The organism is Streptomyces sp. NPDC014727 (assembly GCF_043083485.1).
Classification (GTDB): Bacteria; Actinomycetota; Actinomycetes; order Streptomycetales; family Streptomycetaceae; genus Streptomyces.
Window position 1 is genome coordinate 286,405 of sequence record NZ_JBIBYR010000003.1, and the last position, 23,275, is coordinate 309,679.

At 70.8% G+C, this 23,275-nt stretch carries 17 protein-coding genes; 10 read left to right on the forward strand and 7 right to left on the reverse strand.

Annotation, left to right across the window (positions count from 1 at the left end):
- Positions 1-21: 21 nt before the first annotated feature.
- The 10 genes from ACF1B9_RS07360 to ACF1B9_RS07405 all read left to right on the forward strand — a co-directional run bounded on the left by ACF1B9_RS07360 (position 22) and on the right by ACF1B9_RS07405 (position 14,116).
- Positions 22-978 (forward strand): PmoA family protein, encoded by a 957-nt coding sequence (locus ACF1B9_RS07360; protein ID WP_391739567.1) that lies wholly within the window; start codon positions 22-24, stop codon positions 976-978.
- The gene (locus ACF1B9_RS07365) at positions 972-1,937 is read left to right on the forward strand and encodes a D-2-hydroxyacid dehydrogenase (RefSeq protein WP_391739568.1); all 966 of its coding nucleotides are present in this window, start codon (positions 972-974) and stop codon (positions 1,935-1,937) included. Before ACF1B9_RS07360 ends, ACF1B9_RS07365 begins: the two co-directional genes overlap by 7 nt.
- A gap of 13 nt (positions 1,938-1,950) precedes the next feature.
- Entirely contained in the window at positions 1,951-3,192 is a 1,242-nt protein-coding gene (locus ACF1B9_RS07370) for a mandelate racemase/muconate lactonizing enzyme family protein (protein WP_391739755.1), read from the forward strand.
- A gap of 84 nt (positions 3,193-3,276) precedes the next feature.
- Positions 3,277-4,347, forward strand: a complete 1,071-nt coding sequence (locus ACF1B9_RS07375) for a LacI family DNA-binding transcriptional regulator (protein ID WP_391739569.1) — start codon at positions 3,277-3,279, stop codon at positions 4,345-4,347.
- A 185-nt stretch (positions 4,348-4,532) separates the two neighbouring features.
- Positions 4,533-5,705, forward strand: a complete 1,173-nt coding sequence (locus tag ACF1B9_RS07380) for a substrate-binding domain-containing protein (protein ID WP_391739570.1) — start codon at positions 4,533-4,535, stop codon at positions 5,703-5,705.
- 14 nt (positions 5,706-5,719) lie between these two features.
- Positions 5,720-7,354: an FAD-dependent oxidoreductase gene (locus ACF1B9_RS07385; RefSeq protein ID WP_391739571.1), complete on the forward strand. Its 1,635-nt coding sequence runs from the start codon at positions 5,720-5,722 to the stop codon at positions 7,352-7,354.
- A 103-nt stretch (positions 7,355-7,457) separates the two neighbouring features.
- Positions 7,458-8,561, forward strand: a complete 1,104-nt coding sequence (locus tag ACF1B9_RS07390) for a Gfo/Idh/MocA family protein (protein ID WP_391739572.1) — start codon at positions 7,458-7,460, stop codon at positions 8,559-8,561.
- Positions 8,558-9,283 (forward strand): polysaccharide deacetylase family protein, encoded by a 726-nt coding sequence (locus ACF1B9_RS07395; RefSeq protein ID WP_391739573.1) that lies wholly within the window; start codon positions 8,558-8,560, stop codon positions 9,281-9,283. The genes ACF1B9_RS07390 and ACF1B9_RS07395 overlap by 4 nt, the downstream gene beginning before the upstream one ends.
- A gap of 46 nt (positions 9,284-9,329) precedes the next feature.
- Positions 9,330-12,341 carry an alpha-mannosidase gene (locus ACF1B9_RS07400; protein ID WP_391739574.1) on the forward strand — a complete coding sequence of 1,004 codons (3,012 nt, stop codon included), beginning with the start codon at positions 9,330-9,332 and terminating at the stop codon, positions 12,339-12,341.
- 53 nt (positions 12,342-12,394) lie between these two features.
- Positions 12,395-14,116: a protein kinase gene (locus ACF1B9_RS07405; RefSeq protein ID WP_391739575.1), complete on the forward strand. Its 1,722-nt coding sequence runs from the start codon at positions 12,395-12,397 to the stop codon at positions 14,114-14,116.
- A 49-nt stretch (positions 14,117-14,165) separates the two neighbouring features.
- Here the strand turns inward: ACF1B9_RS07405 and ACF1B9_RS07410 are convergent, their stop codons facing one another.
- The 7 genes from ACF1B9_RS07410 to ACF1B9_RS07440 all read right to left on the reverse strand — a co-directional run bounded on the left by ACF1B9_RS07410 (position 14,166) and on the right by ACF1B9_RS07440 (position 23,149).
- Positions 14,166-14,819 carry a hypothetical protein gene (locus ACF1B9_RS07410; RefSeq protein WP_391739576.1) on the reverse strand — a complete coding sequence of 218 codons (654 nt, stop codon included), beginning with the start codon at positions 14,817-14,819 and terminating at the stop codon, positions 14,166-14,168.
- On the reverse strand, positions 14,816-15,499 hold the full coding sequence (locus ACF1B9_RS07415; protein ID WP_391739577.1) for a hypothetical protein: 684 nt from the start codon (positions 15,497-15,499) through the stop codon (positions 14,816-14,818). Before ACF1B9_RS07415 ends, ACF1B9_RS07410 begins: the two co-directional genes overlap by 4 nt.
- Before the next feature lie 139 nt (positions 15,500-15,638).
- Complete coding sequence (locus ACF1B9_RS07420; protein WP_391739578.1) at positions 15,639-16,613, reverse strand: acetylxylan esterase; 975 nt, start codon at positions 16,611-16,613, stop codon at positions 15,639-15,641.
- Positions 16,614-16,714: 101 nt separating this feature from the next.
- Positions 16,715-19,510 (reverse strand): sugar-binding protein, encoded by a 2,796-nt coding sequence (locus tag ACF1B9_RS07425; protein WP_391739579.1) that lies wholly within the window; start codon positions 19,508-19,510, stop codon positions 16,715-16,717.
- Between the two features lie 169 nt (positions 19,511-19,679).
- Positions 19,680-20,606: a carbohydrate ABC transporter permease gene (locus tag ACF1B9_RS07430; protein ID WP_391739580.1), complete on the reverse strand. Its 927-nt coding sequence runs from the start codon at positions 20,604-20,606 to the stop codon at positions 19,680-19,682.
- Positions 20,606-21,637: a carbohydrate ABC transporter permease gene (locus ACF1B9_RS07435; protein ID WP_391739581.1), complete on the reverse strand. Its 1,032-nt coding sequence runs from the start codon at positions 21,635-21,637 to the stop codon at positions 20,606-20,608. Before ACF1B9_RS07435 ends, ACF1B9_RS07430 begins: the two co-directional genes overlap by 1 nt.
- A gap of 129 nt (positions 21,638-21,766) precedes the next feature.
- On the reverse strand, positions 21,767-23,149 hold the full coding sequence (locus ACF1B9_RS07440) for an extracellular solute-binding protein (RefSeq protein ID WP_391739582.1): 1,383 nt from the start codon (positions 23,147-23,149) through the stop codon (positions 21,767-21,769).
- Positions 23,150-23,275 lie beyond the last annotated feature (126 nt).

A 23,275-nucleotide genomic window follows, 5' to 3' on the forward strand; every position in this document is an offset into this window, starting at 1 on the left:
CTGACCCGGGAGACTTGGGACATGAGCAGTCCACTGCGCATCACGCACGCCCACGGGGACCGGATCACGGTCACGGAGGAGCGCGGCGGCACCGATCTGATCAGCTATGCCTACCGCCCCGAGGCGGCCTGGGAGGCTCCGAAGCCGTACGTCCATCCCATGCGCACACTGGCCGATAACGTTGTCACCGACTATCGGCCCAATGATCACCGCTGGCACAAGGGCCTCCAGATGACCGCCTCCCATCTGTCCGGGCAGAACCTGTGGGGAGGCAACACCTACGTGCACGGCCAGGACTACCGGCCGCTGCCCGAACGGGTCGGATCGATGGCACACCTCGGATTCGACGAGGTGGCGGCGGATGCCGGACGCGCGGTCATCGCGGAGAGACTGAGCTGGCGCCACCACGACGGCACGCACTGGGCGGACGAGCAGCGGCGCATCGAACTGCATGACGTGGAACACGCCGAATCCGGCGCCGGTGCGGCAGGCACCGGAGGCTGTTGGACGCTGACCTGGTCGAGCGCGATCACCAATCGGCGCACCGAGCCGCTGCACTTCGGCAGCCCCACGACACACGGCAGGAAGGCGGCGGGGTACACCGGCCTCTTCTGGCGCGGGCCGCGCGCCTTCCGCGGCGGGCGGATCCTCGGACCGGAGGGCTCGGGACCGGAGTTGATGGGGACGCAGGCCCCGTGGCTGGCCTTCAGCGGTGAACACGACGGCGCCGACGGCCACGCCACACTGATCTTCCGGCACGCCCCGGAGAACGACCACTCGGGAGAGGGCGGGACCCACCCGGCGCACTGGTTCGTCCGCAACGAGCCCTTCGCGGCCGTCGCCCCCTCCTTCGCGTTCTACGACGAACTGGAGCTGGCCCCGGGCGACACCCTGTCCCGCCGCTACCGGGTCACCGTCGCGGACGGGGCATGGGACCGGGAGCGGATCGCCGAGTACCTCGCGGAGCACCCGTGGTGAACAAAGGCATGGACGGGGTCAGCCTGTACGTGGAACTGCCCCTCGACGATTCCGGTCGCGCACGCCTGCGCGCTCTCGGGCCCGGGTCCGTATGGTTCGCCGAGCCGGGGACGGCCTCCGAGGCAGACGCACGAGCCCTCGCCGATGCCGACATCGCACTCGGCAACCCCAGGGCCGAGTGGGTGTCCGGAGCTCCCAGGCTCCGTTGGCTGCAACTCGCCTCGGTCGGGATCGACAGCTATCTCGGGCTGGACCGGCCCGAGCTCGGCCATCGGCTGGCCGTCACCAACCTGGGTGATGTCTTCGCCGACCCTGTGGCCGAGTCGTGCCTGGCAGGAATCCTCGCGCTCCACCGCGGTATCGACGAGCTCTCCGGGCTGCGCGCCCGCGGCACATGGGCGAAGCCCGTCGTACGGCCCCGGCTGCGTCTGCTGGCCGGGGCGCGGGTGCTCGTGCTGGGCCGTGGCTCCATCGCCCGGCGGTTCGCCGAGCTGCTCGGTCCGTTCGGCTGCCCGGTGTCGCACTTCGCACGCGGCTCGGGTGACATCCGCACCCTCGCCGAACTCGACGAGCGGCTGCCCCGCTTCGATGTGGTGGTGGGGCTGCTGCCCGGCACTCCCGCGACGAGCGGACTGCTCGATGCACGACGCCTCGCCCTGCTGCGGCCGGGAGCGGTTGTGGTGAACGCCGGCCGGGGATCGCTGGTGGACGAGGAGGCCCTGATGTCCGAGCTGTCCTCCGGGCGGCTCGGCGGTGCGGTGCTGGATGTCACCGGACAGGAGCCGCTGCCTGCCGGGCACCCGCTGTGGACCTGCCCGAACGTCATTCTCACCCAGCACACCGCGGGTGGTTCGACGGACGAGAGCGCACGGGTCGTCGACCTGTTCGCCGACAACCTGCTCCGGTTCGAGGCCGGCGACCCACTGCGCAACCCCGTGCAGTGGACCAGAGGATTCTGAGGACGTGACCGACATGCCCGAACCCGCTTCCGCGCACGTCGGTGCGCTCGTCGACGACGGAGTACGCATCGCGGCGGTCCGGCCGGTCCTGCTCAGCGCCCCGTACGCGGACCCGGAGAATCTGGAGGTGCGCGTGGCGCTGCCCACGGGATGGCGCACGACGGGTCTGGTCGAGGTGACCCTGGACGACGGGACGACCGGTCTCGGCGAGGGCTATCTCGCCGTCTTCGCACCGCAGGTCTTCGTGTCCACGGTCGATCTACTGGCCCCCTACCTCCTCGGGCGTCCGGCGGGGGACCTGGCTGCACGCTACCGGGACATGGTGCTGGTGACCGGGTACTGGAGTCTGCAGGGGGCGGCCCGTCATGTCGTCTCCGCCGTGGAGGCGGCCCTGGTCGACGCCCTCGGGAGACGGGCGGGCGTGCCCGCGTACGAGTTGCTGGGCGGCCGTCGTACGGACAGGATCCGGCTCTACGCCAGCGGGGGCGACTCGGGCTCCCCGTCGGCGATGAGTGCCGAGATCGCCGCAGTGGCCGGGCTCGGGATCAGCACCTTCAAGATCAGGGCGCGGGGTCACGAGGCGGACAAGGCGGTATGGACGCTGGAGCACGCGGCCCCGCACGGTGTCGGTATCGCCATCGACATGGCACAGAATCTCGAAGACCCCGGCCAGTCGGCGGCGGACACCCTCGCCTTCCTCGACGCCGTCAGGGCCGGCACGCAGCGGCCTGTGCATTTCCTGGAGGAGCCGCTGGGGCCCGCCCATGTGCACGAGTACCCGGCTCTGCGGCGGGCGGCCGGCTGTGCGGTGGCGGGCGGAGAGACCGTCACCACCGCGCAGCAGCTGCTGGGGCGCATGGCCGCGGGGTGCTACGACCTGGTGCAGCCGGACGCCACCGTCATCGGCGGTCTACGGCAGACACTGGCCGTTTTCGCGGGCGCCGCGGAGCACGGCGTCGACGCGGTCGTCCACTGCTGGGGCAGTGCGGTGTGCCAGGCGGCCAACTACCACGCGGCCTTCGCCGGCGGCGGCCGGCTGGCCGAGTGGCCGATGCCCGGATATCCCCTGCGGTCCGAGCTCCTGGTCGAACCGTTCCGCATCGAGTCGGGATGCCTGCTCCCCCCACAGGCGCCGGGACTCGGCGTCCGGCTCACCCCGGAGACCGAGCGGCGGTACGCCTTCCGCGGAGATGCCGTCTACCGCTGTCTGGCCACGATGCCGCCGACCGAGCCGGGGCGATGGAGCGCGGGCTGACCGAGGGCTGCAGGACGGTCCCGGTGCCGGGCTCCTCTTGCGTACGCAATGGGAAAACGCTTTCAGTGCAGCTATCGTATCCCTATGCAGAGCCAGGTCAATCGACGTTCCGCCCGTCCCCGCCCGCCGTCCGCCGTGACGCTCCAGCAGGTCGCGCAGGACGCCGGGGTCTCTCTCGCCACGGCTTCGCGCGTCCTCAGCGACAGCGACCGCAACGTCACCCAGGAGCTGCAGGAGCGCGTCCTGGAGGCCGCCGCCCGGCTCCGCTATGTGTCCAACGCGCCGGCCCGCGCGCTCGTGCAGTCCACGACGTCCATCGTCGGTCTGATCGTCCACGATGTGAATGACGCCTACTACTCCGCCATCGCGGCGGGTGTCATGGAGGTCGCCCGCGACCACAAGCTCCTCGTGATGCTGGCCGGCACCTTCCATGAGCCCGGACTCCAGGCGGAGTACGTGGCACGGCTGCGGGCCCAGCGGGCCCGTGCCGTCGTCCTCGCCGGTTCGGGCTTCGTCGGCGGGAGCCCCGCGCTCACCCAGGAGCTGGAGGCGTTCGCGGCGCAGGGCGGCCGGGTGACCGCGGTCGCGCACCAGGATCTTCCGGTGGACACGATCGTGCCGGGAAACCGCGAGGGCGGCCGGGCGGTCGCCGAGCACCTCGCCCAGCTGGGGCACACGGAGATCGGCATCATCTGCGGACCGCTGGCGCTGGTCTCCGTACAGGACCGGCTGCACGGCTTCCTGGAGCGGGCGGCCGAACTGGGCATCTGCGTTCAGGAGCGCCACCGTGTGGAGGCCGACTTCACCCGGGAGGGCGGGCGAGCCGCGGCTGTGCAGCTGTTCCGCAGGTCGCCGGGGATCACCGCACTCTTCGCACTCAATGACGCCATGGCGCTCGGATCGCTCGCGGCGCTCCGTGACGACCTCGGGCGGAGCGTGCCCGCCGATGTCTCCGTCGTCGGCTTCGACGATCTGCCGGTGGCCTGCGACGTCACGCCCGCGTTGACCACGGTGCGGCTGCCGCTCGAAGAGATCGGCCGCCGGGCGCTGCTGCTGGCCCTCGGCGACGCGACGGCTTCGCCGCGCACGCTCGCCGTGCCGTCGCGCCTGGTGGTGCGGGCCAGTACGGCGCCGCCGCCCCGTACCGCCCGCTGAGGCATGACCACCTGAGATCCCCGTCCGACGGGCCACTGGATTGACGCATTGAATCGACAACTCCCCTACTTGACGCGTTAAGTTGCTCATTCTTTCAGCGCAACCCCCTTGAAATAATGCGTTAACCGCCGCAAGACTGTGATCAACGCCGATTGACGCGTCAAATCCGAGAGGGTGGTGGCCGGATGGGTACGTCCGGACCCAAGTACCAGCTGATCAAGGACGAGTTGCGGGCCGAGGTGGCACGTGACGAGTACGAGGCCGGCTCTCCGTTCATCACTCAGAACCAGCTGCGCGAGCGTTTCGGCGTCAGCTCCACCACCGCCGTCCGGGCGCTCAACGACCTCGTCGCGGAAGGGCTGCTGGTACGGCGTCGGGGGCTGGGTACCTTCGTCGCCGATCCCTCGGACCGAACCGCGGAACCTTCCCCGGCGCACAGGTCCGGTGTGGTCGCCTGCATCATCAGCGGCCAGGGCCCGTACCAGTCCGAGGTGCTGCGCGGGGTCGAGTCCGGCTGCTCGGACCGCGGGCTGCGGCTGTTCTTCTCCGACTCCGTGATCCATATGACGGACACGGGGCACGCCGACCACAGCGCGTCCCTGGCCCGCCAGGACCAGGCGCTGCGTCAGGCCGTCGAGGACCGGGTCGACGGAATCATCCTCTACCCCGTCCAGGGGGCGCCCGATCTCGACCTGCTGGAGGAGATCCGGCGTCTGCACCTCCCCATGGTCCTGGTGGACCGGTATTTTCCCGGCCTCGCGATCGACGCCGTCACCGCCGACAACTACGACGTCGGCTACCGGGTCACCGAGCACCTGCTGGCCGACGGCCACAAGCGCATAGCGACGCTCTGGGGCGAGACGCAGTGCACCAGCGTCCACGACCGGATGACCGGGCACAAGCAGGCACTGCGCGCCCATGACCAGCCTCTGCTCCCCCAGTTGACCGCGCTGCGCTCCTACACGGCGCTGCCCGAGGACGACCGCACGCAGTGGCTGTCCGAACTGCTCGCCGCGCCCGAGCCGCCGACCGCCCTGTTGTGTGCGCACGGCTTCGCCGTCGCCACCGCGGCCTCCGATCTGGCCTCGCTCGGCATCGCCGTGCCGGACGACATCGTGCTGGCCGGTATGGACGACGTGGGCCCCTACGATCTGCTGCCGCTCACCAGCTTCGCGGCCCGGCTGCCCGCCAGGGAGATCGGCAGCCGGGCGGTCGAGCAACTGGCCACCCGGATCGCGGAGCGCACGGCGGGCGAGGACCCGTACCGCAGCGCCGAGCAGATCGTGCTCCCCGTCCGGATCAGGACGCGCGAGTCCGCGCCGGTCCGGCTCCGTACCGTCGCCGCCCGTCGGCCCTGAGGGAGGAGACTCCTGTGTCCGCCGCCCCCGTACCCCGTACCCGCGAACTCGGGACCGACGTCCTGGTGGTCGGTGCCGGCCTCGGTGGCCTCGCCGCCGCGCTGACCGCCGCCCGGTTCGGCCACCGCGTCGTGCTCACCGAGGCGACCGACTGGCCCGGTGGCCTGTTCACCGCCCAGGCGGTCCCGCTCGCCGACGGCCACCGCATCGAACTGGACCCCGTCTCCCCCGGATACCGTGATCTGCGCGAACGGATACGCGACTTCTACCGGCGCAACTACCCGCTGCGCCCGGAGCCGTACGCCGACCCGCTGCTGAACCCCGGGCTCAGTACCACCGGTCATCTCAGCCACGAACCGCGCGCCGCACTCGCCGTCGTCCAGGAGCTGCTCACCCCGCATCTCGCCTCGGGCCGGCTCACCCTGCTGCTCCGCCACCGCCCGGTAGCGGCCCAGACGGACGGGGACCGGGTGGTCGCGGTCACTCTGGAGGCCCCGGACGGCGAGCTGCTGACGGTCGGCGCTCCGTACGTCGTCGACGCGACGGACCTGGGCGAGCTGCTCGACCTCGCGGGCGTCGAGCACGTCACCGGTGCCGAATCCCGCGAGGAGACCGGCGAACCGCACGCGGCCGCCGTCGCCGATCCGCTGGACCAGCAGCCGGTCTCCTGGGTCTTCGCACTCGACCACCGCCCCGGCGAGGACCACACCGTCGAGCGGCCCGCCGGCTACGACCGGTGGTCCGACTCCTTCTCCTGGGACACCGGGGAACCCGGTGGTGCCCCGCTCCGCTCCGTGCCGCTCTTCCTGCACGAGCCGGACGAGGTCCCTCCGTGGGCCGCACCGCCCAACGACCGCTGGCACCAGCTGCGGACGCTCGCCCGGAGCCGGTACCTGCCCGGCACCTTCGACAGCGACATCACCCTCGTCGACTGGGAGCAGACGGCCTACACACGGCTGCCGCTCGCCGGACGCGGGGACGAGGTACGCGCTCGTGCCGAGCGGGAGGCCCGCGAGCAGGCGCTGTCGTTCCTCCACTGGATGCAGACACGCGCGCCCCGGCACGACGGCGGGCACGGCTACCCCGAGCTGCGCCTGCGGCCGGATGCCACCGGCACGGCCGACGGGTTCGCCAAGACACCGCATGTACGCGAATCACGGCGCATCCGAGCCGAGTTCACCTTGCTGGAGCACCATCTGACCGCCGCCGCACGGGCCGGGACACCGGGCGCCGAAACCTTCACGGACAGCGTGGGCACCCTGCGTTCCCGGATCACCTTGCACCCGGGGAACGGTGGCGGCGCGGGCCTGGATCTGGAGTGCCTGCCGTTCCAGCTGCCGCTGGGCGCCCTGCTGCCGGTACGGGTGGAGAACCTTCTCCCGGCCGGGCGGAACATCGGTGCGACGCATCTCAGCGCGCCGGCCCTCGGCGGGCACGCGGGCCAGTGGACCATCGGCGAGGCCGTCGGCGCGCTGGTGTCGTACTGCCTGGAGCACCGGCTGCCGCCGCGCGCGGTCCGCGGGGCCGAGCACCGGCTCGCCTCCTTCCAGAGCCGGTTGAGGGAATCGCTCGGCCTGGCCCTCGACTGGCCGGACCGGCTCCGCACCGGACCCGTGACCAGTGCCGGGGCGCTCTACGCCACTCTCTGACACCCACTGCCCTTCCTTCGGGAAGGGCACTTCACCGACCTGCTGGAAAACGCTTACCAACCTCGGCGGCTCACGCCCTCAGCCTGGACGGCCCTCTGTGACTGTGTCTCGTTATCGTGTACTGCTCGTCGGCGCGGGCAACATCGCCCGCGCCGTCCACATGCCTGCGTTCCTCGAACTCCCCTCGGACTTCTGCGTGGTCGGCGCCGTCGACGCCGATCCCGCAACAGCCCGCGCCTTCGCCGCCGACTTCAAGCTCTCCCACCACTCCACCGATCTCGCCGCGTCCCTCAGCGAGGTCCGCCCCGATCTCGTCGTCGTCGCCTCGCCGCCCGTCGCCCACCGCGAACAGGTCGTCGCCGCCCTCGGGGCCGGGGCCTGGGTGTGGTGCGAGAAGCCGCCCGCGCTGAGTCTCGCCGAGTACGACGCCATGACCGCGGCCGAGGGCGAGGGGGGCCCGTACGCCCCGATCGTCTTCCAGCACCGGTTCGGATCGGGTGCCGAGCACGCCAAGGCCCTCATCGCCTCCGGCGAGCTGGGCGCGCCGCTGGTCGCCCACTGCCAGACCACCTGGTACCGCGACGACGCCTACTACGCGGTCCCCTGGCGCGGAAAGTGGGCGACGGAGGGCGCGGGTCCCGCCATGGGGCTCGGTATCCACCAGATCGATCTGCTGCTGGAACTGCTCGGGGACTGGGCGGAGGTCCGGGCCATGGCAGGCAGGCTGGCCCGCGACGTCGAGACCGACGACGTCACCACCGCCACCGTGCGCTTCGCCTCGGGCGCCCTCGCCACCGTGGTCAACAGTTCCCTTTCGCCTCGGCAGCTGAGCCATCTGCGCATCGATCTGCGAGACGTCACCATTGAGCTGAACCATCTGTACGGGTACGGGAACGGCGACTGGACGTACACCCCTGCGCCGGGTGTCGCACCCGGCCGGGCGGCCGACTGGGCCTCCTCCGCCGAGGACGTCCCGAGCTCGCACAGCGCGCAGCTCCGTTCGCTCCTGGCCGACATGCGTGCGGGCCGGCGGCCGAGGGCGAGCGCCGGGGACGGCCGCCGTTCCCTGGAGCTGATCACCTCGATGTACAAGGCGGCACTCACCGGCCGCCCCGTCCTGGCCGGTGAGATCGGGCCGGGCGACCCGTTCTACACCGTGCTGCACGGCTCCGTGCCCGGCTGGGCGCCCGAGGAGCCGGGGCGATGACGGACCGCGAAGACCACCGCGTCGACCGCGCCCTGCTGCTCACCTTCGACGACCGGCATGTGCGCGAGTGGGCCGCCGCGGCACCGTTGTTCAGGCTCTACGGCGCCCGTGTCACCTTCTTCATCTGCGAGCCCGACCGGCTCGACCGGGACGACGTGCGGTTGCTGCACCGGCTGGCGGACGACGGTCACACCATCGGCTGCCACGGTCTGCGGCACGAGCGGGCGCCGGAGTTCATCGCCGCGCACGGCGCGGGCGCCTATCTCGACCGGGAGGTGGTGCCCGCACTGGAGTCGCTGCGCCGTCTCGGCTTCCCGTCCCGGAGCTTCGGCTATCCGTGCAGTGCCCGCGACACGAGCACCGACCGGCTGCTCCTCACGCTCTTCGAGCGGCTGCGCGGCGGTGTGTCCGCCGACCGCCGCGCCGATCCGTCCCTCGCCACCGAACTGCACGTCCCGGCAGGCGACATCGCCGCCCGGCGGGTCCTGCTGGGGTGCTCGGTGGACTCCGGGCGCGGGGCCGTCGCGTACGGGGACGATCTGACCGGTGTGGAGACGGCCCTGCGCCGGACCGCCGACCACGGCGGCGTGACCACGCTCTACGCCCACTGCATCGCCGACGCCCAGGAGGCCAACCATGTGACCCCGGCCCGCCTGGAGAAACTCCTGGCCCTGGCCGACGGGATGTCACTGCCTTGCGTGGGCTTCGACGAGCTCCCGTGAACAACCACCCCATGGCGCACATTCATTCAGAGGGGCCTTTTCACTCATGCATGACGACCGCACACTGACCGAGGAACGGCTCGACCGCGCCCTGCGCGAGCGCATCCGCCCCGCCGTCCATCCCCGTACGGCGCCCCTGGAAATCGAGGTCTGGCACGCCCCCGGCGAACCGGTGCCGTTCGCCGAGGCGGTGGCCGGCCCCTACAAGCCCGGCGCGCTCGGCGACGACTGGGGACCGGCCTGGGGCACCAGTTGGTTCCGCGTGACGGGCCGTGTCCCGGCCGAATGGGCCGGTGAGATCGTCGAAGCGGTCATCGACCTCGGGTTCGCCCGCGACCGGCCGGGGTTCTCCGCGGAGGCGCTGGCCCACCGGCCGGACGGCAGCGTGGTCAAGGCACTCAATCCGCGCAACACGTGGCTGCGGATCGGCGAACCGGTCGCGGGCGGCGAGGAGTTCACGTACTACCTGGAAGCGGCGGCCAATCCGGAGATCCTGGACGGTGTCAGCGCGCTCGGCGACCGGGAGACCGCGGGCAGCGAGCCGCTGTACCGCGTCGAGCGGATGGACGTCGCGGTCTTCGACCGGCAGGTCTGGGAACTGGTCCAGGACCTGGAGGTGCTCGATCAGCTGATGCGGCAGCTGCCGCTCGGTTCGGCTCGCCGCTGGGAGATCCTGCGCGCGGTGGAAGGCTGTCTGGACGCGCTGGACCTGGACGCCGTGAGCGCGAGCGCGAGCGCCGCCCGGGAGCGGCTGCGCTCCGTGCTCTCCTCCCCCGCGCACGCCTCCGCCCACCGTCTGTCGGCGGTGGGTCACGCGCACATCGACTCGGCGTGGCTGTGGCCGCTGCGGGAGACGGTGCGCAAGGTCACCCGTACCACCTCCAATGTCGTCGCGCTGATGGACGACCATCCGGAGTTCGTCTTCGCGATGTCGCAGGCGCAGCAGCTGGACTGGCTGCGGGAGCATCAGCCGGCACTGTACGCGCGGGTCAAGGAGAAGGCCGCTGCCGGACAGTTCGTGCCGGTGGGCGGGATGTGGGTGGAGTCGGACACCAACATGCCGGGCTCCGAGGCGCTGGCCCGGCAGTTCGTGTACGGCAAGCGGTTCTTCCTGGAGGAGTTCGGGGTCGAGACCGAGGAGGTGTGGCTGCCCGACTCGTTCGGCTACTCGGCGGCCCTGCCGCAGTTGGTGGCGCTCTCCGGTTCGCGCTGGTTCCTCACCCAGAAGATCTCCTGGAACACGACCAATCCGTTCCCGCACCACTCGTTCCTGTGGGAGGGGCTGGACGGCACCCGCGTGTTCACGCACTTCCCGCCGGTGGACACCTATGTGGCGGAGCTGTCCGGCGCCGAACTCGCGCACGCCGAGCGGAACTTCCGCGACAAGGGGCACGCGACACGCTCGCTGGTGCCGTTCGGCTGGGGGGACGGGGGTGGTGGCCCCACGCGCGAGATGCTGGCGCGCGCCGGGCGGCTCGCGGACCTGGAGGGCTCGCCCCGGGTGACGATCGAGAGGCCCGCGGACTTCTTCGCCGCCGCCGAGGCCGAGTACGACCGGCCGCCGGTGTGGCTGGGCGAGCTGTATCTGGAGCTGCACCGGGGTACGTACACCTCGCAGGCGCGGACCAAGCAGGGCAACCGGCGCAGCGAGCATCTGCTGCGGGAGGCGGAGCTCTGGGCGGCCACGGCAGCGGTACGGACGGGGTTCCCGTACCCGTACGAGGAGCTGGAGCGGATCTGGAAGAGTGTGCTGCTGCATCAGTTCCACGACATCCTGCCGGGGTCGTCCATCGCCTGGGTGCACCGCGAGGCGGAGGCGACGTACGCCCGGATCGCCGACGAGCTCGAAGCCGTGATCGAGGCGGCGCAGCGGGCCCTGGCGGGTGCTCCGGACGGCGGTGACACGGTCGTCTTCAACTCCGCTCCGCACGACCGGGCCGGCGTGGTCGCGGGTGGGGCGGCCCCCGCGTCCGGGCAGCCGGAGCGACCGGTGGAGGCCGAGGCGTACGACGGGGGCTTCCGGCTGGACAACGGACTGCTCCGGGTGACGGTGGACGCGCGGGGTCTGGTGGTCTCGGTCGTCGATCTGGTGGCCGGACGCGAGACGGTCGCCCCGGGCTGCGCGGCCAATCTGCTCCAGGTCCATCCGGATCTGCCCAACCGCTGGGACGCCTGGGACGTCGACGCCTTCTACCGCAACACGGTCACCGATCTGACCGAGGCGGACGTGGTGCGCCGCAGCGGCGACGGCGTCGAGGTGGTGCGCACCTTCGGCTCGTCCCGCGTCACCCAGCTCCTGACGCTGCGTCCCGGGGCCCGGCGTCTGGACATCGACACCGAGGTCGACTGGCACGAGCAGGAGAAGTTCCTCAAGGCGGCGTTCCCGATCGATGTGCGCGCCGGTCACTCCACGGCGGAGACCCAGTTCGGGCACGTCCAACGGCCGACGCACACCAACACGAGCTGGGAGGCGGCCAAGTTCGAGATCTGTGCCCACCGCTTCCTGCATGTCGGTGAGCCCGGCTGGGGCGCGGCGCTGATCAACGATTCGACGTACGGGCACGATGTGACCCGTACGGTCCGCGAGGACGGCTCCACCACGACGACGGTGCGGCTGTCGCTGTTGCGCGCACCCCGTTATCCCGACCCGGCGACGGATCAGGGGGTGCACCGGCTGCGGTACGCGCTGCTGCCGGGGGCGACCATCGGTGACGCGGTGCGTGAGGGCTGGCAGTTCAGCCTGCCCGAGCGCCGGGTGCCGGGAAGCGCGGTGGTGGCCCCGCTGGTCTCGGTCGACCACGACGCGGTGGTCGTGACGGCGGTGAAGCTCGCGGACGACGGCAGCGGGGATGTGGTGGTCCGGCTCCACGAGGCCCACGGCGGACGGGCCTCGGCGCGTCTGACCACGGGCTTCCCCCTGGCAGGGGCGAGGGTCACGGATCTGCTGGAGCGTCCGCTCGCCGAGGAGTCCGCGGACGTGGCGGGCGATGCGGTACGGCTGCGGCTGCGGCCGTTCCAGATCGTGACGTTGCGACTCACGCCGAACGACGACGTGTGAGTGGTACGGGGTGGGTGCGCGCCGCTGCGGGCCCGCCCCGTACCCTCTTTTCCATGAATGCTGGGGGGCCTGTGCGCCGAGTGATCGACGACCGTTTCGAGCTGGTGAACAGGCTCGGCAGCGGCGGCATGGGCATGGTGTGGCGGGCCCATGACCTGGCCCTGCATCGCGATGTGGCGCTCAAGGAGGTACGGCCCCCGGACCCCGCTCTGGCCGAGAACGACCCCGAGTCGGCGCGGCTGCTGCGGGAGCGGGTGCTGCGGGAGGCCCGCGCGCTGGCCCGGCTCGACCACCCGGGCGTGGTCACGGTCCACCACATCGTGGACGGCGGCGAGCACGCGTACCCGTGGATCGTGATGGAGCTGGTGCCCGGTGCCTCGCTCGCGGAGCGTCTGGCCGAGGGGACGCTCGGCCCGGTCGAGGCCGCCGAACTCGGCCGCGGGGTGCTGTCCGCGCTGCGTGCCGCCCATGCCGCCGGCATCCTCCACCGTGACGTCAAGCCCGCCAACGTATTGCTGCGGACCGACGGCAGCCCGGTCCTCACGGACTTCGGCATCGCGGCGATCCGTGAGTCGACCAGTCTGACGGCGACCGGCTCCATCATCGGTTCCCCCGACTACATGGCGCCGGAACGCATTCGCGGTGAGGAGGGCGATCCGTCGTCGGACCTGTGGTCGCTCGGCATGATGCTGTACGTGGCCGTGGAGGGCGTGCATCCGCTGCGCAGGGCGACCACGCTGGCGACGCTGGCGGCCGTGCTCGACGAGGAGATCCCGCCACCCCGGCAGGCCGGTCCGCTGACTCCCGTACTGAACGCACTGCTGACCCGGAACACCTCGGCGCGGCCCGGTCCCGAGGAACTGGACCGGATGCTGGCCGCGGTGAGCGAGCCGGCCTCGGCGCCCGGACCGGAGCGTGCGGCGCCGCAGGATGCCGTACCGCCTCGTCAGGACCCGCCCACCCGGCAGGACGCGGTGCCGCCCGGCCACGGCCAGGCCGGCCCGACCACCGTCCTGCCCACCGCCCCCGTGCGACGCCCGTCCGGCGCGTACGGGCCCGGTCGTCCGCCCGTCACCGCTCCCCCGCCTCCCCGGCCCGCCACGCTGGGCACCCGGGAGATCCGTCGCCGGGTCCGGAGGGGCCGCGCCGTCGCGATCACCACCGCGCTCGCCGGGACGGCCCTGACCGGCGTCCTGGTCTGGTCACTGGTGCCCGACTCGACCACGAAGGCGGCCGGCAGCACTCCCTCCGCCCCGGGCCGGGCCGGGGGCGGTCCCTCGCCCGCCGGGGAGAAGGAGAGCCCGCAGAAGGCCGCGGCGCCGACCAGGAATCTGCTGACGCCGTCCGCCGCACGGTCCGTCATCGCGGCGCTCAAGCCCGTGATGGGCGGCACCAGGGTCACGTCGTTCTCGCTGTACGACGTGCACGCGCGCGTCGAGGCCCCGGTCGCGAAGAACCAGGGTCTGTACGACGTCTACACCTACCGGGACGGCAAGGCCGCCCGCGAACGCGCGGGCGGTACCCTCCAGCCGGACGCCAAGTCCGTGGACCTGGAGAAGTTCAACTGGGACGCCTTGCCGGGACTGATCCGCCGGGCGGACAAGGAGCTCGGCGTCGCCGAGCCCACCAGCCATTACGTGGACATCGACCCGGCCTCCCCGTTCGACGGCTACCAGCCGACGCTCAGCGTCTACGTCTCGGACGAGTACGGCGGCGCCTATCTGCGCGCCGACATCAACGGCAAGGTGCTCAAGAAGTATCCGCGCAACGGCTGAGCCCGCGGCGGCTCGGAGGCTGTCCGATCGAAGGTCGCCCGACAGCCTCTCAGCCCAGCACCCGTACCAGCACCAGCAGTACGGCCGCGATCACCACGCCCGATGCCAGCGCGCGGAACCCGGCCGGAACACCGCCGGTCCGGTGCTTCACCTCGTCCGCCGGCGGGACGAGGCTCGCCGCGCGGGCCAGCCACTCGCGCGGCGGGTTGTCGGGGATGACGACCCGCCAGGGCTGCTCGGGGTCGTACTCGACGACCGCCCTGGACCTGTGCAGCAGCCCTTGCAGGTCGAGGGGGTGACGGACCTCGATCCGGTACGGGGGCAGTTCGTCGGTCACCACGGTCAGGTCGAAGGCGAACACCGAGTTCACGGCCTGCCCGTCGAGGGCCGTCCGCCCGTTCTCCTTGTTCACCGCCCTCACCCCGTTGACCACGGCGGGCGCGAAGGCGCGCGGGCCGCCGGAGCGCAGCCCGGGGGCGGCGACGCCCGAGTTCATGTCCTCGGCCGCCTTGCCGTACGCCGTCAGGGCCAGGGCCGTCACGGGGAGCGCGAGCATCAGCAGCCAGCGGGGGCCGTCCACGGCGCCCTGGACGAGCGCGGCCAGCGCGAGACCGGTGCCGAGCGCGGACACCGCGGTGAACAGCCTGAGGAAGCCGCGCAGGGAGGACGCGGTGGAGGACGCGGTGGAGGTCGACGTGGTCATGAGAGGCGCAGTACCTTCCGGCGGGGGATGACGACTCTGGTGCGGTCCGGGTCGTCGGGGCGGTCGGCGTCGTACAGAGCGAGGACGTCCCGCTTGAGGGCGACGCGTTCCACGATGGCCGGGACCTCGTGACGCACCCCGGCCGTGTCGTCGAAGACCACGGTGACCTCGCCGTACTTGCGGCCCACCGACCGCCAGCCCTCCAGCACCGCGTCGGCCGTGGTGCAGCGGCGGGAAAGTCTGCGCAGCCCCGCGGTGCGTCGCAGGCTGACGGCCGCGCCCCACCATGCGGCGAGGCAGCCCGCGCCCGCGACGGACCACAGGAAAGTGAGCCAGGTGGAGACGGAGAACTCAGCGAAGGGGAAGAAGATGTGGAAGGAGGTGGTGGTGCCGTGATCGACCTGGCCCTCCGCCAGCGCGTCGTGCCAGCCGGCGATCGCGGCGACGGCACAGAGCACGACCATCGCCCCGGGCGCGGCACGGTGCAGGAAACGGGCGGAGAGCAGACCGAGGACGACGGCCGAGCCGATTCCGACGATCGGCGCCGCCGACGCGAACTGGTCGCTGGCGCAGCCGCCGGTCCCGTCGCAGGTCCATCGCACGGAGACGGCCTCGTGACTGGCGATGTACCACATCATCCAGACCTGCCACACCATCAGCGCACAGGCGACGGCTCGCATCACCTGCCCGTAGACTCTCTGCCGCACTGTCCGCCCTCGCCCTTGCCTCGTCCCGGGGCCATGAAGTGCCCCGAGGGACCATATACGTGCTGTCCACAGTCTGTCCGTGATCCACAACACCCACCGGACCGCGCGGGGCTCAGCCGGTCTTCTCCAGGGTCTTCGGTACCCAGCGGAGTTGCGCGGCCTCCTGGAACATGGCACCGCCTTCGTGCCCGTTGAACCGGTAGACCTCGATGTTCTTCTTGCCGCGGTACGCGTTGTGGGCGGCGAAGACCGTGGACGGCGGGCAGACCTGGTCCATCAGCGCGACGGAGAAGAACGCGGGCGCGCAGCCGCGCGCGGCGAACGAGACCCCATCGAAGTAGGACAGGGTGCGCAAGACGGTCTCTTCCTTGCCGCGGTGCATCTTGAGGTAGCCGGCGATCTCCGCGTACGGGTCGGCGTCGGTGAGGGTGACGGCCCGGCCGAAGTGGCAGAGAAAGGGCACGTCGGCGGCGATGGCCGCCAGGCCGGGGACGAGGCCGCCGACCGCGAGGGCGAGGCCGCCGCCCTGGCTGCCGCCGAGCGCGACGGTGCGGGCGGGGTCGGCGAGCGGGTGGGAACGGGCCGCTTCCACGGCGCGTACGGCGTCGGCGTAGACCCGGCGGTAGTAGTAGCTCTCCGGGTCCTCGATGCCGCGGGTCATGAAGCCGGCGTGGGAGGGACCGGAGCCGACCGGGTCGGGGGTGTCGCCGACGTTGCCGCCACTGCCCTGGCCGCGTACGTCCATGACGAAGTGGGCGAAGCCTGCCAGCGGCCACATGCCCCAGCAGTGCGGGAGGCTGCGACCGCCGTTGTAGCCGTGGAACTGGACGATGAGCGGCAGCGGGCCCTCGGCGTGCGTGGGAACGCTGAACCAGCCCTTGACGGGGTGGCCGCCGAAGCCGGCGAACGTGGTGTCCCACGTGCGCATGCCGGTGAGCCCGGTGTCGACGGGTTCGAAGGAGACCGCGAGGTCGTGGGAGCGGGTCTCGGCCAGGGTCTTCGACCAGAAGGCGTCGAAGTCCTCCGGTTCGTCGATCTGCGGCCGGTAGTCGCGGAGTTCGTGGAGCGGCAGGTCGAACAGGGCCATGCGGTCGGTCTCCTCACGGTGAGGCGTGGTACTGCGGGTCATGGAAAGCGGCGGGGCCAGGTGTTGTCAGGTGCACCCGGCCCCGCCAGTTCATCGGTGGGTCAGTCGGTCAGTTGGACGGCCCGCAGGCCGGTGGCGCTCTTGGAGTTGTTGGTGATGCCCGAACCCCACTCGGACCAGCCGCGCCCCCGGCCGTCGTCGTCGAAGTCGTTGACGGCGATGCCGAGTCCGATGGACGCGGTCGGCTTGCCGCTGAGGCCGAGCGAGGCCCACGGCACCGTCACCGTGTAGCGGGTAGTGGTGCCGTCGCGGGTGATCTGGGCGGTGGCACCCGGGGTCGGCCCGGCACTCTGGCCGGACGGCGGCCGCCACGTGTGGACCTGCGGCTTGCCGCCCACCAGCGAGGCGCCGACCTCGACGTACTGCCGGCTGCGGCCGGGCAGCTGAGGGGTGACGGCAAACTGGATGCTGTCGCCCTGCCACATGTTCTCGGCGGTGGTGGCGGGTTGGGCCAGGACGTTGTCGGTGATCTCGGCCTTCAACACGAGCCCGGCGTCGGTGTACTGGGGCCGGATGGTGCCGGAGAGGTCGGCCGCACCCTGGTAGCCGCCCGCGTAGTACACCGTGCCCTGAGCGGCGATGTCGACGGGCGTGGTGGTGTCCGTACCGGCGGGCTGCACGGCGCCCCAGCCGTTCCAGGTGCCCACGGGGGTCCTGGTGCCGTCGGGGGTGCTGATGTAGGCGGCCGTCCAGTAGCGGTTCCAGGGCTTGATGTTGTGTGCGTCCACGGTGTACGAGGTGCTGGACCCGGCGCCGACCTTGATCGGCCCGTCGATGGTGCCCCGGTCCAGATAGGCGGTGCCCTCGTTCACCTGCCACTCCAGCTTGGTGAGGTCGAGCGCGGAGCGGGCGCGGTTGTTGGTGACGGTGACCTTGAGTCCGGCCGCGAACGGCGCCGCCTTCTTCACCACCGGGTCGAAGGTGACCTCGGTCGGGGGCACCACCTCGGTGTCGGTGGTGATCCGGCCGAGGGTCAGCGGTCCCGCTCCGACCGTGCCACTGACCGAACGAGCCCCGGTCAGGGACGAGGTGGGCAGTTCCACCGTCTTGCGGGTGACCTCGCCGGGCCGCGCGATCAACCGGTACTCGGCCCCGGCGATCCGGAAGTCGACGCGCGGCGGCATCGGAGTGTGCCCTTTCGTGCGGTCCACCTGGAGCACCGCGCCGACGGTCTCCTCCGTGTTGGAGCGCTTCGGCAGTGCGAGGGAGAAGACGGGGGCGGTCACGGTCTTGACGGCGGTCACCGCGCCCTTGACGTACAGCACCTTTCCGTCGATCCCGAGCTGTACCTTGCCGCCGGCCGGGGTGTAGGTCTTCGCGTGGCCCAGCTGGTCGGTGACGGTGAGCGGGCCGGTGGCCGAGAGCTCCACGGTTCCGGGTGTCGTCGCGGTCGTGTACAGCGCCCGGACGGTGTCGGCGCCGGTGCCGAAGCGGTACGAGCGGACGGCGTCGGAACCGGCGTCGTCACGGCCGGTGTAGGCGCGGCCCGCGATCTGGCGGATCAGGACGCCCTCGGTGACGACGGACGGCTTGGGCTGCCAGGCCTTGACCTCGGCGGTGGGGCGCTTGAATCCACCGAAGTTGTGCTCCTTGTTGGTGGCGTCGGTGCCGTCGTTGGTGAGGTCGTACCAGTAGTAGCGGTTGACACCCGAGGCGAACGAGAAGATCTGGGCACGCGGCAGGTACTCGGCCTGCACCGCCGGAGTGACGCCGTCGCTGTGGGTGGGGTACCCGTTCTCCGTGATCCACAGCGGGAAGTCCTTGCCGCCCGCCGCGTCCAGATCGGCGCGCACCTGCGGCAGTTTCGCCAGGGCTTCCTCGGGCGGCCTCGGGTAGCCGTATTCGTGGACGCTGAGCGCGTCCATCTGGTCCAGGCCACCGATCGCGTACAGCCTCTTGAGCCAGTCGGTCTGGAGACCGGCCAGGCCGCCCCCGATGACGGTGGCGTCCGGCACCTTGGCGTGCACCTTGCCGAAGCTCGCCTTGAGCAGCTTGAGGTAGCAGTCGGCGGTGATGCCGCAGGTGCCGTTGTTGAAGCCGGTCGAGTTGTACTCGTTGTAGATCTCGACCTCCTTCGTGGACTGCTGGTACTTCTCCACGATGGCGGCGGTGTACTTTCCGTAGGCCTCCAGCGCCGCGTCGGATGCCGGTGTCCGGTTGTTGTCGTACAGGGGGTTCCGGTAGGCGGAGATGGGCAGGGCGGTCAGCCCCTGCGTCTTGGCGTACGGGATGTGCTGGTCGGTGGAGTAGCCGCTCCAGGTGTACTCGCCGGCAGTCTTCTCGATGGCGCTCCAGTTGATGTCGGAACGTATCCCGTGCATGCCCATCAGCTTGACCGAACGCAGCAGCTTCTGGTCGTCGCCGTCGTTCCACCCGTAGTGGATGCCGGTGCCGAAGCGGGGGTCCTTCTGCTCGTGGCCGGCCAGCGCGGTCAGCACGCCGAAATTGGCCGTACGGGTGGTGGCACCCGCGGTCGCCGTGAGCGTGTAGTAGCCGCTGCCGAGCGTGGTGACGTCGACGGTGGCCGTACCGCCCGAGACCGGTGCGGTGCCCGTCGCGACGGTCAGGCCCTGGTCGTCCGTGGCCTTCCAGGCCACCGAGGCCTCGTCGGAGGCCAGGGTGATCTTCGCCTGTCCCTTGACGAACATGAGATCGGGCGAGGTGACGGTGAGGGTACCGGCCGCGTGGGCGGCCGGGGCCGTACCGGGCAACGGCGCTGCCACCAGCAGACAGCCGAGCAGGGCGGCGGCGCCGCCCCATGCGACGGGCCGTCTGGAGCGGCCCGTTACTCTGGCCGCAACCAGTGGACCTGGCCGGTTCGTGCCGTTCTTTTCCATCGAGGCATCCTCTCGATCGGATCGGCGCGGTGCGTATCGGTGGTCCCCGGGTGGTGGTGTGCTCCGTCGGCTGTACCCCGGCGGAGCACACCGGCCCGTGTGCCGTCGGCGCGCACCGCTGCCGCCGTCGGCCGCGCGGACCGGGTCCGCGCCTGTGCCCGGGTGGAACTCATCCCTTGAGGCCGGTGAAGCCTCCCCCGCCGCGTACGATCTGCCGCTGGAAGATCAGGAACAGCACGAGCGGTGGCAGGATGGCGAGCAGCATCCCGGCGATGAGCAGCGACTGTTCCGCCGTTTCCGCGAGACGCGGCAGCGCGGCGGAGATGGGCTGCTTCTCGGTGTCCGGGATGACGATCAGGGGCCAGAGGAAGTCCTTCCAGGAGTTCATGACCGTCAGCAGGGTCACCACCGCGAGGATCGGCCGCGACATGGGCAGCACGATCCGGCGGAAGATGATGAACGGGCCCGCGCCGTCGACCTTGGCGGCCTCGAAGAGTTCGCGCGGGATGCCGTCGAAGAACTTCATCACGATCAGCACGGTGAAGGCGCCGGCGGCGTGCGGCAGCCAGACGCCCCACGGGCTGTTGGCGAGCGAGATGCCGAGGCCCGGCAGGTCGAGCACGGTGAGGTAGAGGGCGACCAGGGAGATGGAGCCCGGGATGAAGAGGGTGGCGAGCACCATCCATCGCACGGGCGCCGCCCACTTGGGGCGCAGGACGGACAGCACGTATCCGCCGGTGGTGGCGACGACGAGGTGCGCGACGACCGAACCGGTGACCAGGACCACGGTGTTCCAGAGGTACTGGCCGACCTGCAGTTCGTTCCAGGCCCGGGAGAGGTTGTCCCATTGCGCGTGGCCGGGCCAGAGCGCCAGCGGATCGCGCAGCAGATCCTGGGTCGGTGAGACGGCGCCCTTGAACGTCCAGTAGAGAGGTGCGGCTCCGAAGGCGAGCAGCAGCAGGAGCGAGAGGGTCTGCGCGGAGCGGAGCCAGACGCGTACGGAGGTCCGCCGCCGGTCGGCGTCGGATATGAGTCCGCGTCCGCTCTCCTCGGGACGGCCGCTGCGGCGGGTGCGAAGGGGGGTCTGTACGGCCATCAGTTGCTCCAGCTCCTCGTCGCCCGCAGGTAGACCGCCGAGAGCGCGCCGAGCACGAGGGCCAGCATCACACTGAGCGCGGTCGCGGCTCCGAAGTCGCCGTTCTGGAAGGCGTAGTTGTAGATCAGCATCAGGACGGTGAGAGTCGAGTCCTCCGGGCCGCCGTCCGTCATCACGAAGGGTTCGGTGAAGACCTGCAGCGTGCCGATGATCTGGAGCAGCAGCATGATCAGGATGACCCCGCGCAGCGACGGCAGGGTGATGTGCCAGACCCTGCGCCAGATGCCCGCCGCGTCGATCTCTGCGGCCTCGTACAGTTCTGCCGGTACGGAGCCGAGTGCCGCCAGATAGATGATCACCGTGGAGCCGAAGCCCGCCCAGGTGGCCTCCAGGACGATCGACAGCATGGCGGTGTGGGTGGACTGCAGCCAGGGATACGGGCCGAGGCCCACATGGGCCAGCAACTGGTTGAACAGGCCGGCGTCCGGGTCGTAGAACACCTTCCAGAGCAGGACGGAGACGACCGGGGGAATCGCCACCGGCAGGTAGGCGAGAATACGGAACAGCGTGCCGCCACGCCGCAGTTCGGCGATGAGCACCGCGAGGAAGAGCGGCACCGGGAAGCCGATCACCAGCGCGAGCAACGCGAAGAGCGCGGTGTTCTCGACGGCCGTCCACAGCAGCGGGTCGTCCAGCACGTGCTGGAAGTTGTCCAGGCCCACCCAGGCGGCGGGGCCCACCAGATTGGTCTGCTGGAAGCTGAGCCGCACGCTCTGGACGATCGGCCACCAGGAGAAGTAGGCGAAGCACAGCACCATCGGCAGTCCGAACAGGATGGTGGTGACACCTCCCTGCCTGACCCACCGGACGACGCGTTGCCCGGGGCCGCCGCGACGCGGGGAGGCGGTGCGCGGCGGCCCGTCCGCTGTCCGCGACCGGTCCGCGGAGGGGTCGGCGGAACGCTGTTTCCGCGTCCGGTACTTCTGGGTGCGGTTCCCGGCGGGCGCCGCAGGTGCGTGTGACCTGCTCATTGACGTCTCCTCGCCTCTCCTCGTGCTGTGCTCATGCCTGATGTGCCGGACGCGCTTCGGGGCCTGTCGTCACATTCCCTTCGTCGCCGAAGGGCGGCCCCGCGGCAGACGGCAGTTCGAACTCCTTGCCTAGTGCTGCGCGCGCTCCACCTGGGACTTGACCTGCGAGGCAGCCTTCTTCAGCTGCTCGGCCGGGTCGGCGTCCTGGCGTGTCAGTACGGCCTGCACGGCGCTGTCGAGGACCTTGTAGACGTTCTGCGCCTCGACGGGCGGCTCGATGGCCAGCTCGTACTCGTCGAGCGCCTTGGCGTACGGGGCGAAGTGCGCGACCGGCACGTTGGCCAGCTTGTCGATCGCGGCCCGGACCGGGTCCGCGATGGCCGGCTTGTAGAACGGGACGGTCGGCGCACCGACGACGGCACCGTCCTTCTTCATGGATGCCGCGTCCTTCTCGCCGAGCGCGACGTCGTACTTGGGGGCGAGGTAGTAGAAGTCGACGAACTTCGCCGCGGCCTCACGCTGTTGCGGGGTGGCCCTGGGGCTGACCACGGCGACGGCGCCGCCGGCCAGGGTCCGCTTGCTGCTGCCGTCCGTGGGCATGGCGGAGAGCCCGATGGTCTCCGGGTCGCCCTTGTACTGCAGGATGTAGTGGTTGATGATGCTGGGCCCGGCGATCGCCATGCCGATCTTTCCGGCGGAGAAGTCCTTCTCCATGTCGGTGAGGTTGCGCAGCTGGTTCTTGCCCATCGACTGATCCGTCCAGCGCATCTCCTTGAGCGCCTTCAGGGACTTCTCGGCACCGCTGCCGGACCGGTCGAAGGTGTTGGCCCACTCGCCGCCGGACTCCTCCTGCATGTTGTCGCCGAAGGAGTAGGCCATGGCGGTGAGCATCCAGCCGCCGGCGTTCTCCTTGGTCATCTGGGCGTAGCCGGTGGCACCGGTCTTCTCGGAGATCGCCTTGGCCGCGGCACGGACCTCGGACCAGGTGGCCGGCGGCTTGTCGGGGTCGAGTCCGGCCTTCTTGAAGAGATCCCGGTTGTAGACCAGTCCGAGCGCGTACTCCTCGGTGGGTATCCCATAGATCTTGCCGTCCAGGCCCTTCGCGGCTCCGAGCACCACCTGGTTGAAGTCCTCGCTGTGCTTCAACCCCTTGAAGTCCGTGGTGAGATCGGCGATCTGCTTGCGCTTGATCAGGCTCGACATCTCGGTCAGCGGCACCCGGACGACCGTCTCCAGACTGCCGCCGCCCACCTTGGTCTGGAAGCTCTGCTGGTCGTACTGGTACTCGTTCGTCTTGATCCTGATCTTGGGATTGGCCTTCTCGAACTCCGCCACCCGCGCGTTGAAGATCTTGAGCGCGGCCGCGCTGGTGGCCGACGGGCGCCCGGAGACCGTGATGGTCACCGTACCGTCGGCGGCGTTGTCACTGCCGGAACCGGAACACGAGGCAAGCACGCAGACGAGCGCACCCACGGTGAGGCCCGTGAGGGCGGTGCGCAGGGAGGGTCTCATCGGGGACTCCATTCAGGGCAGACCGGAAACGGGCCGGAAAGCGTTTTCCAGCCGGAGGTCACCTTGCACCGCCCGATATCGCCGCGTCAATGGGCGTGAGGAGCGGATCTCCGGCCCGGGTTGACC